This window comes from Ferruginibacter albus (assembly GCF_020042285.1).
Classification (GTDB): Bacteria; Bacteroidota; Bacteroidia; order Chitinophagales; family Chitinophagaceae; genus Ferruginibacter; species Ferruginibacter albus.
This window is the reverse complement of sequence record NZ_CP083388.1, coordinates 490,226-503,942: the sequence shown is the minus strand read 5'-3', so window position 1 is coordinate 503,942 and position 13,717 is coordinate 490,226. Positions and strand designations below refer to the sequence as shown.

The 13,717-nt window shown below is 37.7% G+C and carries 10 protein-coding genes and 1 pseudogene; 3 read left to right on the top strand and 8 right to left on the bottom strand.

Features of this window, described 5'->3' with window-relative positions; all coding sequences use genetic code 11:
- Positions 1–137: 137 nt before the first annotated feature.
- The gene (locus K9M53_RS02285) at positions 138–1,649 is read left to right on the top strand and encodes a V-type ATP synthase subunit I domain-containing protein (RefSeq protein WP_224017609.1); all 1,512 of its coding nucleotides are present in this window, start codon (positions 138–140) and stop codon (positions 1,647–1,649) included.
- 9 nt (positions 1,650–1,658) lie between these two features.
- Here the strand turns inward: K9M53_RS02285 and K9M53_RS02280 are convergent, their stop codons facing one another.
- The 6 genes from K9M53_RS02280 to K9M53_RS02255 all read right to left on the bottom strand — a co-directional run bounded on the left by K9M53_RS02280 (position 1,659) and on the right by K9M53_RS02255 (position 8,076).
- Positions 1,659–1,886 carry a hypothetical protein gene (locus tag K9M53_RS02280; protein ID WP_224017608.1) on the bottom strand — a complete coding sequence of 76 codons (228 nt, stop codon included), beginning with the start codon at positions 1,884–1,886 and terminating at the stop codon, positions 1,659–1,661.
- Between the two features lie 229 nt (positions 1,887–2,115).
- A complete protein-coding gene (rny, locus tag K9M53_RS02275) occupies positions 2,116–3,681 on the bottom strand; it encodes a ribonuclease Y (protein ID WP_224017606.1) in 1,566 nt (521 codons plus the stop codon).
- A gap of 337 nt (positions 3,682–4,018) precedes the next feature.
- Positions 4,019–4,300: a cell division protein ZapA gene (locus K9M53_RS02270; RefSeq protein ID WP_224017604.1), complete on the bottom strand. Its 282-nt coding sequence runs from the start codon at positions 4,298–4,300 to the stop codon at positions 4,019–4,021.
- Between the two features lies 1 nt (position 4,301).
- A complete protein-coding gene (locus K9M53_RS02265) occupies positions 4,302–4,589 on the bottom strand; it encodes a hypothetical protein (protein ID WP_224017601.1) in 288 nt (95 codons plus the stop codon).
- A gap of 95 nt (positions 4,590–4,684) precedes the next feature.
- Complete coding sequence (pheT, locus tag K9M53_RS02260; protein WP_224017599.1) at positions 4,685–7,111, bottom strand: phenylalanine--tRNA ligase subunit beta; 2,427 nt, start codon at positions 7,109–7,111, stop codon at positions 4,685–4,687.
- A 206-nt stretch (positions 7,112–7,317) separates the two neighbouring features.
- Positions 7,318–8,076, bottom strand: coding sequence for a geranylgeranylglyceryl/heptaprenylglyceryl phosphate synthase (locus tag K9M53_RS02255; protein ID WP_224017597.1), 759 nt, complete (start codon positions 8,074–8,076; stop codon positions 7,318–7,320).
- 127 nt (positions 8,077–8,203) lie between these two features.
- Between K9M53_RS02255 and arfB the strand changes: the two are divergent.
- Positions 8,204–8,584 (top strand): annotated as a pseudogene (gene arfB, locus K9M53_RS02250) (alternative ribosome rescue aminoacyl-tRNA hydrolase ArfB); the annotation flags it as partial.
- An 84-nt stretch (positions 8,585–8,668) separates the two neighbouring features.
- Here arfB and K9M53_RS02245 read toward each other — a convergent pair.
- A complete protein-coding gene (locus K9M53_RS02245; protein WP_224017593.1) occupies positions 8,669–9,307 on the bottom strand; it encodes a hypothetical protein in 639 nt (212 codons plus the stop codon).
- A 90-nt stretch (positions 9,308–9,397) separates the two neighbouring features.
- On the opposite strand from K9M53_RS02245, the gene K9M53_RS02240 reads away from it, so the two are divergent.
- Positions 9,398–10,900, top strand: a complete 1,503-nt coding sequence (locus tag K9M53_RS02240) for a lipopolysaccharide biosynthesis protein (RefSeq protein WP_224017591.1) — start codon at positions 9,398–9,400, stop codon at positions 10,898–10,900.
- Between the two features lie 66 nt (positions 10,901–10,966).
- On the opposite strand, the gene K9M53_RS02235 is transcribed toward K9M53_RS02240, so the two are convergent.
- Complete coding sequence (locus tag K9M53_RS02235; protein WP_224017589.1) at positions 10,967–13,627, bottom strand: MGH1-like glycoside hydrolase domain-containing protein; 2,661 nt, start codon at positions 13,625–13,627, stop codon at positions 10,967–10,969.
- Positions 13,628–13,717: the final 90 nt, after the last annotated feature.

Here is a 13,717-nt window from a genome sequence, read left to right as displayed (position 1 = left end):
TAGCACAGGACAGATCCCTGTGTCTGTGGGGCGGCGGGTATATAATCCCCTTAGCAATTAATATCGATGAGGAGAGCTATGGGAATTTCTAATTCAATTGAGTACTTTAGCTTTTATGAAAGCATTAAACTTAATCTATGGAACAAACTAAATTAAAACTGACTCAGCTTATTAATACTATTAATGAGTCCTTTCCTGACGAGAATGACCTAAAAGGCTTTTTAGGAATATCAAGAGCCTTAATTACAGATATTTTAATACAAAGCGATGCTTTATTGATTCCACTTAAGGAATATGACAACAATTTCGAAACAATAATTTTGAAGAGAGAATTGGCTGAAGTATTTGAAAAGATCAATAAAGAACTTGAGTCAAAATTTGATAATATAACGCCAAGTAAATTCGAAATTATTTTAAGACAAATTACCCGAATAAAATCTTTAATAAAAGATACTTATTTATCAGTTATCGATAGTCTGCCAATGAGAACCGAGGTCGAAATTATTCAAGCAAAACAAGAATTGGCTCTACTTACTTCGAATATTGAAGATTTAAAAAAAATAAATATAGACCTAACTACTCTTAAAGATGAATTAACAATAAAAAATGATACTATATTAAGGAATATTGATAATGTTCAAGAAGAAATAACAACTATCAAAGAATCTACTGTAAAAAATATTAATACTATACATGAAGAAGTAAATGTTCTTAAAGGAAAAGCAGAAAAAATAATCGTGGACTTTGAAGATAAGCAACAGAAGTCCTCTGAAAATGAAAAAAAGATTAACGAGTATTTAATAAAAATAGAAACAGAAAAAACATCTATTGAAGCCATCCAAAAAAATACATCTGAATGGGAACAAGAAATTAAAGCCACAAAAGAGCAAATTGTTTCAAACCTTAATGATTATAAGGCGCTAAATTTAAAATCCAAAACATTACAATCTGAAATCGAAGCAACTCACGACAAAATTTTTGGGAAAAAAGATAGTGAAGGAAATCAGATCAATGGCTATCTACAAGAAACTGAAGACTTAAAAAACAAAATTGCAGCTTTTTTAGCCGAACAAAACACTAGATTTCTAGCTCAATTTACAGAAATAGAAGGCTTATTACCAGGTGCAACTAGTACCGGCTTAGCAGAAGCTTATCAAATTCAAAAGGCAAGCTACAAGAAACCATTGCAATTTTGGTCTGTAATTTTTATTTCTACAATTTGTATAATGACAGCCTTAAGCATTGTACTACTATATTTCCAATTTAATGCTCAAACAACTCTTACATTGAACCAAGCATTTATTTCCCTTTTAAAAGATTTACCTTTTTTCATTCCTACAATTTGGTTAGCTGGTTATGCTAGTAAGCAACAAAGCCAATATAAAAGGTTACAAGAGGAATATGCCTTTAAAGAAACAAATGCAAAATCATTCCACGGACATAAAATGCAAATTGAAGAACTAATGAAAGATGGCATAACTGATCAAGATGTATTACTACAATTAGTTGGTCAGCTTGTAATTATTACCTCGCAAAATCCAAGCGTAACATTAGATAATAAATCGCATGAAGACAGTCCTCCAATTTTCAAACTTGCAGAAAAATTTTTACCATTTAAAAAGAAAAATGAAGAAGAGAAACAAGCTTAAATAAATATTTCATTTCGCTTTTATAAAGCTGTTTACTGCAGATTCAATCATTTTACTAGAAATAAAAAAAGGTTTTTTATCAATTGATATCCTAATAATATTATCTAATACACTATAACTACCTTTAAAATGGGCTCCTAAAGCAGTCGCTTCAAAGTTTCCAGCTTTAGAGTTACCCGATATCTTAGCATTGTATTTTTGACTTTCCTTTAATGCCCTATTATATAAATCTTCCATATTCCCTTTAAATTCTGTGTTAAAACTGTAAGACATAAGTTTCAAAAAAGATAATTGTTAATTTATACAGCTAATATAAGTAGATATAGTAAACATTAGCAATAGCATGTCGTATAAATGAATAATACACCGATGTTCAATAGTATTACAAACCTCACCACATAAAAACAAAAAAGCTGCAAAGTATAAAACCTGCAGCTTGGTATTTAGAATTTGTTTTTGGAATTTATTACCTCGCAATATTCACTGCTCTCTTTTCTCTTATCACTGTCACTTTTATTTGCCCGGGAAAGGTCATTTCGGTTTGTATCTTTTGCGCAATTTCAAAGCTTAGCTTATCGCTGTCGGCATCAGTAACTTTATCTGCTTCTACTATCACACGCAACTCACGACCGGCTTGTATAGCATAGGCTTTTTCTACACCGGTATAACCCAATGCCATATTTTCAAGGTCTTTGATACGCTGAATGTATTGCTGCATGATCTCACGACGGGCACCGGGACGGGCACCGCTGATAGCATCGCAAGCCTGTATGATCGGCGAGATAACATATTGCATCTCCATTTCATCGTGGTGAGCGCCAATGGCATTTACCACCGCAGGGTTCTCGCCATATTTTTCCGCCAACTTAGCACCTAACAAAGCATGACTTAATTCTGTTTCTTCATCCGGTACTTTACCGATATCGTGTAACAAACCTGCACGTTTTGCCAGCTTCGGATTCATGCCCAACTCAGCCGCCATGATAGCGCAAAGGTTGGCAGTCTCCCGACTGTGCATTAACAAGTTTTGTCCGTACGAAGAACGGAAACGCATACGTCCTACCATTCTTATCAGCTCTTTATGCAATCCATGAACGCCGAGCTCCATAGCCGTACGTTCACCGATTTCCATTACCTGGTCTTCCAGTTGCTTTTTGGTTTTTTCTACCACTTCTTCAATACGTGCCGGGTGAATACGTCCGTCTGCCACTAAACGTTGTAAAGACAAACGGGCAATTTCCCTGCGCAACGGATCGAAAGAAGAAAGTACAATTGCTTCAGGGGTATCATCTACTACTAAATCAACACCGGTAGCGGCTTCTATAGCACGTATGTTTCTACCTTCTCTACCGATGATAGAGCCTTTTATTTCATCGCTTTCCAAATTGAAAACAGTAATAGAGTTTTCAATGGCTTGTTCTGCGGCTGTACGCTGAATGGTTTGTATAACTATTTTACGGGCTTCCTTATTAGCCTTTGCTTTGGCATCTTCAATAATTTCCTGCTGAATGGCGATGGCTTTGCTTTCTGCCTCGTGCTTTAAGCTTTCTATTAACTGCGCCTTTGCTTCATCGGCTGATAAGCCGGCTACTTTTTCTAAGCGGCGGATATGTTCTTCCTGGTGTTTTTCCAGCTCGCTGCGCTTGTGATTTACTACCTCTATCTGGCGATTGAGGTTTTCTTTTATCGCATCATTTTCTTTAATGTGCTTTTCTAAACTCTGCTCTTTTTGATTGAGGGATTGTTCTTTTTGCTTGATGCGATTCTCGCCTTCTACCACTTTCTGATTGCGCTGCATCACGTCACGATCATGCGAAGCTTTTAGTTGTACAAACTTTTCCTTTGCCTCTAATTCTCTTTCTTTTTTAATGTTTTCGGCTCTTAATTCGGCTTCTTTAATGATGGTTTGTGATTGTGATTGCGCTTCTTCGATCTGTTTTTGAGTGTTTTTGGCAAAAATTAATTTACCCAGTACAATGCCCACTATTAATGCTGCAGCACCTATGACAATGTATATAATCGTTGGTTCCATTGAATGTTTCTTTTTTACAATTTATGTTCTTATATGTGTGTGTTTTACCCATAATTCTTTATTAAGGATAGTGCCTGCGAAGATAAGCTTTAAAAATTGATTCTTTATATTAGAGATTCTGCTATGTTACTTTTTTTGCGGAAAAAAAGTAACCAAAAAAGCCGCCGACAAACGATGACTGCCCGTTTGTCGTTAGGTTCCCTGATGAAGCTGTTGTACTACTGTGACTTCGGCATTGGGAATGCTACTCTTAGAATTGGAAAGTATAAGTTTCGTCGTGGTTATAACTCAGATCAAAAACGCTGTCGGTCTGAGCTTGGCGAAGACGGTCTAATAATTATAGCGCTTTATCTAATTGCTGCTCTATTTTGAGGAGGGAGTCGGTTATTTGCTGTTCAAGGGCGGGGTTATTGGTGGAGGTCATTTGGGTAGCATACCAGATGGTAACCATGGCTACATAATCCTGCATGTCTTTGCCGGAAAACTGGGTTTTGAACTCTATTATTTTATCGTTGATGATCTTGAGGGTTTTGCGCACAGATTCTTCGTCTGCCGGGGCAATTTTAATGCGGTAGGTTCTGTCGCCGATGACAATATTTACGGGAATGAGTTCGCTCATATTATTCGCTTAGTAAAGCAATGCACTTGTCTATCTGCTTTACGTATTGATTGATGTTTCGCTCAAATTGTTTTTTATCTGCTTCGCTCATTTCGCCTGCGGCAGATTTTAATATCATTACCTGCTGCTGCAGCTCTGTTATTTTATTTTCCTGGGTGGTTTTGTTTTCTTTTAAGGAAGCTATTTCAGCAGTCTTGCGTTCATTCTCTTTTTGCAGCAACTGGTATTGCTTCAGCAATTGCTGAAGCTTTTGATTAATGCGTTGTATGTTTTCGTCCAGTTCTGCCATTATATTTTTACATCGACCGCCTTCGACAAGCTCAGGCTGACAGCTTTTAGTTTTGCTTTTTGAATTGTCAGGCTGAGCTTGTCGAAGCCATTTTATTATTTTCTTATCTCAGCATTGAGCTCTTTTTCATACGATGCAATAATCTTGCTCATCATCGCATCAATGTCTTTGTCGGTCATGGTCTTTTCTTCGTCTAAAAAAGTAAAGCTGATCGCCAAGGATTTTTTGTTGATACCCAATTTATCACTTTCAAAAATATCAAACAAGTTAACTGACTTTAATTTATTCACTTTTGCCTGCTGGGTGGCTTTTTCAACGGCATCATACGTTAAGCTTCTGTCTACCACAATTGCCAGGTCACGATTTACAGCCGGGAATTTAGGTATGCCGGTGAACTCGATCTCGATCTTTTTATTGAGCGCCAATAATTGTTTCCAATCAATATCCGCAAAGAAAACAGGCTGTTTGATATCAAAACGCTCCAAGGTTTTCTTATTTACAGCGCCGATAGTGGCTATTGTTTGATTTTTAATTTTCGCATGAACGGCAATGTTCAACTTATCGTCTGCCTGCGACTGGTACTCGCTGATGGTTAATCCCAATAGCTGCGTTACTCTTTCTACAGCGCCTTTTACAAAATAAAAATCGCTGTGCTGCGCTTTATTCTTCCAGCTATCAATTGTTTTTTTACCGCTGATGAAAATGCATAAATGATCTTGTTCATCATAACTACCAATGCCGCTGGTTGAATAGGTTTTACCAAATTCAAATAATTGAAGGTCGCTGTTTTTGCGATTAAGATTGTAAGCGATGGTTTCCAAACCTGTTTCCAACATGGAAGGACGCATTACATCCAGCTCAGCACTTAAGCTGTTTATCATCTTTACCGTTGTAGATAAAACGTCTTCGCTAAAATAAGCACTATTGGTAATGGAGTTGGTGAATATTTCCGAAAAGCCTGCACCGGTTAAAAAGTTAGCGATCTTTTCTTTATACGCCGTTTCATTTGCCAATGTTTCAATGGATGGTGCAATGCTGATGGTTTCCGGAATTTCTACATTATCCAACCCATCAATGCGCATGATCTCTTCTACGATATCAGCCGGAATAGAAATATCCGTTTTGCTATATGGAACGGCTACACGAATCTCATCCTGCCCTTCTTTACATATTTCAAAACCCAAGGCAGTTAAAATACGTTTGATGGTATCGCCATGATAATTTTTACCGCTTAATTTTTTCAGGTAATGATATTTAATTGAGACTTCTGTTTTCGCTTTTGGCGATGGATACACATCAATGATATCAGAAGCGATTTGTCCGCCTGCAATTTCTTTTATCATTGTGGCAGCACGCTTTAATACATTTACCGTATTACTGATGTCCACCCCTTTTTCAAAACGGGTAGCAGCATCCGTACGCAAGCCATGACGCACAGAGGTTTTGCGAATGCTGATGGGATTGAACCAGGCACTCTCTAAAAAGATGGCAGTGGTTGAATTCTTTACGCCGCTTTTCAATCCACCGAATACACCACCGATACACATGGGTTCAGTAGCACTGCAGATCATCAGGTCTTCTGCTGATAATTTTCTTTCTTTTTCATCTAAGGTTACAAACGGTGTTCCTTCCGGTAAAGTTTTTACAATAACCTTGTTACCGCTTATTGCTGCTGCATCAAATGCATGTAAAGGCTGACCGGTTTCATGTAAAATAAAATTGGTGATGTCTACAATATTATTGATTGGACGTAAGCCAATGCTCTTTAATTTTTGCTGTAACCACTTCGGACTATCGGCAACCGTTACCCCTGTAATGCTTACACCTGCATACCGCTGGCAAGCTTCTTTATTTTCGATGCTTACATCGATCTTTAGATCGGTATTATCTGCTTTAAAATTATTTTTAAAAGGAGATTTTACCGATACATCTTTTTTGTTATGATGAGATAAGTAAGCGCATACATCTTTTGCCGCACCCAAATGGCTCATCGCATCCATACGATTGGGTGTTAAGCCGATCTCGTAAATAAAATCATTGTACGGTTGAAAATACTCCGCAGCAGGAATGCCCACTTTTGTATCGGCAGGCAATACCATAATACCGGCGTGGCTTTTACCTAAACCAATCTCATCTTCGGCACAGATCATTCCGAAACTTTCCGTACCACGGATCTTTGCTTTTTTAATGGCAAAGGGCTCGCCTTCTGAAGGATATAAAGTTGCACCAACGGTTGCCACTACTACTTTTTGTCCGGCTGCAACATTCGGAGCGCCGCAAACTATTTGCAATGGTTCTTCTGTTCCTATGTTTACTTTGGTAATGCTTAGTTTATCTGCATCCGGATGCTTTGCACATTCCAATACTTCCCCAATCACAATACCTTGCAAGCCGCCTTTAATTTCTTCAAATGCTTCCAGGCTTTCTACTTCCAGTCCGATAGAGGTTAATATTTTACTCAGCTTTTCGGGCTCTACTTTTTCAGGTAAATATTCCGACAGCCAGTTATAACTAATGGTCATTTATTACGGGTATTTTTTATTTGGCTGCAAAGATATGCAGATGTGCTGTTTTCCGCAGATAAAGACAGATTAGTTTCGCAGATCAGCGTAAATCAACGGGGCGGGGAATGCATTCGTTTGATGAAAGTTCAATAAAAGTATGCGGTACAAGGGAGTGACACAAGGATGTTGCGTAATATTCAATGTTGGTTACAAAAAATAGAAAATTAAATTGCTTTTACAGGAATGCTATGCACAGCAGCTGCCATTTCCTTAATAAGTGAAGCATCCTTTTCAATGGCATTACCTACTACAATTACATCGGCGCCGGCTTTGCAGTTTACGTACGCTTTTTCAGGATGAATGATGCCGCCTCCAATAATTAACGGCACTTCGATAGATTGTGCTACTCTTTGTATCATACCCTCAGGAATAGCTTTTTTAGCACCGCTTCCGGCATCCATATAGATCAATTGCATGCCCAGCATTTCGCCTGCCATAGCCGTGCACATAGCTATTTCATTTTTGTCGGAAGGTATAGGGCTTGCATTGGAGATATAAGAAACAGTGGTTGGAGCGCCACCGTCGATCACCATATAACCGGTGGGCATGATCTCCAAGCCGCTCTGCTTAATAACAGGCGCAGACATTACATGCTGCCCGATCAATAACTCTGCATTGCGACCGCTGATCAATGATAAATACAATAAAGCATCGGCGAATTTACTTACCTGCGAAGGACTTCCGGGGAAAAGTACCACCGGGATATTGCAGTTGGCTTTAATAAGCTTTATACAATCATCTACATAATTGGAAATTACCAGGCTGCCCCCTACAAAGAAATAATCTACTTTGGCAGCTACCGACAAGTCGATCAATTGTTCCATGCTGCTGTTGTTCACCTTATCAGGATCAATTAGAACAGCAAATGATTTTTTGCCTTGTTTCTTGCGTTCGGTGAGTGAATGGAGTATGGTTGATGCCATTAATTGCTTATTCGTTATTGCAAAAATGTAAAAAAAAATCTGCTTACTGAAATAAAGATTCCATTTTGAATGGTTTCGTTGCAGGCGTTTACAGCAAGATAAGGTAAATTCGAATATGGATATTTCAGCAGAAATACGGTTTAAAACAGCCAGAAGCGGCGGAAAAGGCGGTCAAAATGTAAATAAAGTGGAGACAATGGTGGAAGGCTATTGGGATATTGCTGCGTCTTTATTAGTTGATGAAACGCAAAAAAATCTTATTAGAGAAAAACTGGTCAACCGAATCACTTCAGAGGGTTTGTTATTAGTTAAGAGCCAAACAGAAAGAAGCCAGCTAGGAAATAAACAAACCGTTATTGAAAAAATGAACGAGCTGGTTACCAAAGCACTCATCGTTCCTAAAAAAAGAAAGCCTACCAAACCCGGCAAAGCTGCAAAAGAAAAGCGGTTGAATAATAAAAAACGAAATAGCGAATTAAAGCAAGAACGTGGTAAGATCAAATTCTAGGTCGAAACTATTCTTTTTAAAATCAATATAAAACAAAGCGCCATTGCAAAACAATGGCGCTTTTATAAATAAGCCTGTTATAAATTATTTTCTTTTTGATTTCAGTGTTTCCAGTATTTGTTGTTGTGCTGCTACTTCTTTTTGTTGATTGGCAATGCTGCTTTTATTATCAGCAATATCCTGTTCTAATTTTTTTTGTTTCTTAGCAAGATCTTCACCGTCCTCATTCAAATTGCTTAATTTTTTATTTGCTTTCTTAACGGCATCTTCCTGTGCTGTAATTTGATTTTCCAGGTCAACTGCCACCACAGATGGCATCAAATTATTTAAAAATGTTTTTGCATTATTAAAAAGGTCTGCATTGGCAGCTTCCGGAATAAATTTTTCATAGCCGCTGCTGATGAGCATATACACAACGGATCTGTCTTTTTCCTTTTTGCTCTTTTTATCTACTTTAAGATAGATATCATAGGTACCGTCGCCCAACTCAGCCAATTTTATTCCTTTGTACAATTTATAATCGCCGCTGCTTTTACTACTGTACCCCAGCGATTTGAATTTATTATTGATAGCATCAGAAGTGGTTCCGTTCTCAAAAGGCAATTCTACAATTGCCGCACTTTGCATTGTTTTATTAAAGTCTGATTGCCCGGTATAAGCTTGTGCTTTAGAATGGGTGTTAAAAAGAAATAATGCTCCGAAGATCAAGGTCAGTTTACGCATATTAAAAGTTTTGGTTGAAAATAAAGGATAATTTATTGTCGAAATTAAGAATTAAAATTAAAAGGTAAATTTGCTTCAAACCCATTCAATTTGAGTATAAAAAAGTTAGCCAGTCAAACAATGTGGTATGGCATTAGTTCTATCGCCGCACGGTTTCTTAATTATTTGCTTACACCTTATTTAACCCTTCGCCTTCTAACAGGCGAATACGGACAAATGAGCACGGTATATGCCGCCATTCCTTTTCTCAATGTTGTTTTTACTTATGGAATGGAAACCACGTATTTCCGTTTTATACAAAAGGATACTCATAAAAACGACATTTATAGTACTTCTATGTTGTCAATAATAGGCAGCACTGTATTTCTCACCGGCTTATTATTACTTTGCAAAAGCGGACTTACAAGCCTCTTAAAATTGCAAGCCCACCCTGAATTTATTACCTACAGCATTTTAATAATTGCCTTAGATACTTTAACAACGCTGCCTTTTGCCAAGCTCAGACAAGACGGAAGACCTGTTAAATTCGCCATTGTCCGGATCTTCAATATCCTACTTACCATTGCATTGACTTATTTTTTTGTGAGTAAGTTGCCTATAATAGTAGAAAAAAATCCGGGCAGCTTTTTAAGCAGCATTTATATTAAAGATTACTCGGTGGGTTATATCATTATTGCCAACTTAATTGCATCCCTGGCAACTTTGCTCATATTATGGAAAGAATTTTTTGGGTTCCGCTTTCGATTTAACGGCGTATTATGGAAGCGAATGATGGTATATGCCCTTCCCCTGATAATAGTAGGTTTTGCAGGAATGATCAATGAGACCTTTGACAGGATCATGCTTTTGTGGTGGACAAAACCTACACCAACATTGGATGCAGAAGCACAGGTGGGTATCTACAGCGCCTGTTATAAGCTTTCGCTATTAATTACATTATTCATCCAGGCATTCCGAATGGGAGCAGAACCTTTCTTTTTCAAAACTGCAGAAGGTGAAAATCCACAACGAACCTATGCCCGTGTAATGAAGTTTTTTGTAATAACCATCACGGTCATGTTTTTGGTGGTAGCACTATATTTAGACATATGGAAATATTTTATCCGCAATAAAACAATGTGGGTTGGATTAAAAGTAGTACCCATATTGCTGTTGGCAAATATGTTCTTAGGCATTTATTATAATTTAACTATCTGGTATAAGCTTACACACAAAACAGTTGCCGGCGCTTATATTACACTGATCGGAGCGGGTGTTACACTTTTTATAAATTATTTCTTCATTCCGCACTTCAGTTATTTAGCTTGTGCCTGGGCTACTTTTGCGTGCTATGGCAGCATGATGGTAATTTCTTTTATCTGGGGACAGAAAGAATATTACATTCCTTATGCGTGGAAAAAACTAACGGTGTATATGGTAATTGTTGTATTGCTGTTCTTCCTGCACCAGGCATTGATACATGTATGGCATAACCGTATATTCAGTTTAGCATTCGCTACATTCCTGTTGTTCTTATACGTATGGTTTTTAGGAACCGTTGAAAGAAAAGATTTTCAGCGTTTACCTTTTGTTGGAAAATTTTTCAAACGGTAAGTAGCAGGAATTTCACGTAAAGAAGCAAAGACAATAAAAACACTAAGAATTAAGTAAGCATTGAGTTTATGAAACAGCATGTTTCTTAAACCATTCCTTCTTCCAATCTTCTTCATTTACTTGACGCCAGCCGATAAGGTCTGCTATCAATGCAGTCCAACCTGTTTGATGACTGGCACCCAACCCTCTTCCATTATCGCCATGAAAATATTCATAGTACATCAGCAGATCCTCATTACCCGGACGGCTGTAAAACCAATTATAATCACCGAATATTTTCCGGTTGCCATTTTCATCCTTTGCCATTAAGCTAATAATACGATTGGTTAATTCCTGTGCTACTTCTTCCAGGTTTAACTCCACACCGGAACCAACAGGATACTCTACTTTTAATGTGTCGCCGTAAAACTCTCCGTATTTTTTAATGGAACGAATAATCAAATAATTGATCGGCATCCATACAGGTCCGCGCCAGTTGGAATTGCCGCCAAATAAATTGGAGGTGGAATCTCCCGGATCATATTGAATAGTATAATGTACTCCGGCAATGTTTACTGAATAAGGATTTTTTTTATGGTATTTAGATAAAGCTCTTATGCCACCATCGGAAAGAAATTCATCTTCATTCAACAGCCGTTTTAATAAATGCACCAATCTTTCCTTTTGTACTAAGGAAACCAGTAACCCTTCGCCCGTGCTCCCCTCTTCATTTGGCCAGAATAATTTATTTCGCTTGCGGTATTGCTCATACCAATTGATACGCTTGCTGAAATCAGGAAGCTTAGCAAAAGTTTCTTTACTCATTATAGAAACCGCAAACAAACTTGTTAATCCTACTATTGATTGAATACGCAATCGTAATGTTTCCCCGTTCTCAACATTCAGCGAATCGTAGTAAAATTTATCCGTTTCGCTCCACATGTTAATGCCGTTCAATGCTTCGGCAATTAATACAAAGTGTTCAAAAAATTTGGTAGCAGTATCTTCAAAGCTTATGTCTTCTTTGGATATTTCCAATGCCATGTCCATCATGTTCAATGCGTACATTCCCATCCAACTGGTACCATCTGCCTGTTGCAAACGCATTTGTCCCGGCAACCGAAAGCTTCGGTCAAACACACCAATATTATCCAACCCCAAAAATCCTCCTTCAAAAATATTATTGCCTTTGCTGTCTTTACGGTTTATCCACCAGGTAAAATTTATCAATAGCTTTTGAAATATCTTTTTAAGAAAGATGATATCACCATGCCCTGTAATTTCTTTTTCAATTCTATATACTTCCATTGCCGCCCATGCCTGTACCGGCGGATTTACATCGCTGAAATTCCATTCATACGCAGGCAATTGTCCATCGGGTTTCATATACCACTCCCGCATGATCAACAATAATTGGTGTTTTGCAAAAACAGTATCTACCATTGCCAATGAAATGCAGTGAAAAGCAAGATCCCATGCAGCATACCATGGATATTCCCATTTATCGGGCATTGAAATAACATCCTGGTTTTTTAAGTGTGTCCAGTCCTTATTTCTTCCATATTGCTTGCCATTGTTTTTCGGACTGATGCCATCGCTTGCAGACAACCAACGCTCCACATCAAAGTGGTAATATTGCTTGCTCCATAATAACCCGGATAAAGCCCTTCGTTGAATATTTCTCAGATCATCAGATATGCCCGTTGGCAATATCAATCGGTAAAAATCATCTGCTTCTTCTTTTCTTTTGGTAAAGATCTTTTCAAAATTACCTGCAAACGGACGGTCTTCGTTGCTGGTAGTTAACCGGCAATAAATCGTTTCTGTTGCCTCTCCATCAATCTGAAGTTTATAGACAGGTGCGCATTTGGTACCTGATTTTTTATTCCGGAGATAATCAAGGTTCAATCCCTGTACAATCGCATCATGAAAAGCATCTTTTACAAAAGGAGTTGCATTGCGTCCTCCTGTTACCTTTTGAAAATTTGTTTCATTTTCGGTAAAGAGTGTGAATTCGGGGTGCTGAAAATAAAAATAATACGTTCCTAACCGTTCATGCTGTGCCTTTACAGTGGTTTTATCTTTTAATGATATGGAAGGTTTTTCATCTACCGATCGTTCCATCCAGCGATTACGGAACCATAGTGTAGGCAGTACCGTTATGCGAGCCGGTTTATTATTTCGATTGGTAATATCTATTTTAATATAGATGTCTTGCGGTCCTTGCTTGGCATAAGTAATTTTTATATCAAAATACTCATTCTTGTCAAAAACACCTGTATCTAAAATTTCATATTCAGGTTCCTCTTTGCTGCGATGTCGATTCTTATTAATTAGATCTTCATAAGGAAATTCGTTCTGCGGATACTTATACAAGTATTCCATGTAATAATGGGTAGGAATATTATCCAGGTAATAATATAGCTCCTTTACATCTTCGCCATGATTACCTTCATAATTACCTAAGCCAAAAAGACGCTCTTTTAAAATATGATCTTTACCATTCCATAATGCAATTGCAAAGCAAAGATTCTGAAAGTAATCAGAAATGCCGCCTAATCCATCTTCGCCCCAATGATATGCCCGATAATGTGATTGATTAAACGGAAGGTAACCCCAGGCATCACCATGTGCACTGTAATCTTCTCTTACAGTTCCCCATTGACGTTCACTAAGATAAGGTCCCCACTGTTCAAGAGGAATAGGTTTCTTTTTATTTACTGATAAGCGTTGAAGTTCTGCTGCCATGATACACAAATTATTCAGATGTGGGGATTCGTTCCTACATTCTTTTCATGACAAACAATCGATGGATATTAATAACCTTATAAAAGTACG

Bases quoted from the DNA above. Each gene is read 5' to 3' on its own strand.
- K9M53_RS02285 (WP_224017609.1), top strand. From the start codon at position 138: ATGGAACAAACTAAATTAAAACTGACTCAGCTTATTAATACTATTAAT.
- K9M53_RS02280 (WP_224017608.1), bottom strand. From the start codon at position 1,886: ATGGAAGATTTATATAATAGGGCATTAAAGGAAAGTCAAAAATACAAT.
- rny (WP_224017606.1), bottom strand. From the start codon at position 3,681: ATGGAACCAACGATTATATACATTGTCATAGGTGCTGCAGCATTAATA.
- K9M53_RS02270 (WP_224017604.1), bottom strand. From the start codon at position 4,300: ATGAGCGAACTCATTCCCGTAAATATTGTCATCGGCGACAGAACCTAC.
- K9M53_RS02265 (WP_224017601.1), bottom strand. From the start codon at position 4,589: ATGGCAGAACTGGACGAAAACATACAACGCATTAATCAAAAGCTTCAG.
- pheT (WP_224017599.1), bottom strand. From the start codon at position 7,111: ATGACCATTAGTTATAACTGGCTGTCGGAATATTTACCTGAAAAAGTA.
- K9M53_RS02255 (WP_224017597.1), bottom strand. From the start codon at position 8,076: ATGGCATCAACCATACTCCATTCACTCACCGAACGCAAGAAACAAGGC.
- K9M53_RS02245 (WP_224017593.1), bottom strand. From the start codon at position 9,307: ATGCGTAAACTGACCTTGATCTTCGGAGCATTATTTCTTTTTAACACC.
- K9M53_RS02235 (WP_224017589.1), bottom strand. From the start codon at position 13,627: ATGGCAGCAGAACTTCAACGCTTATCAGTAAATAAAAAGAAACCTATT.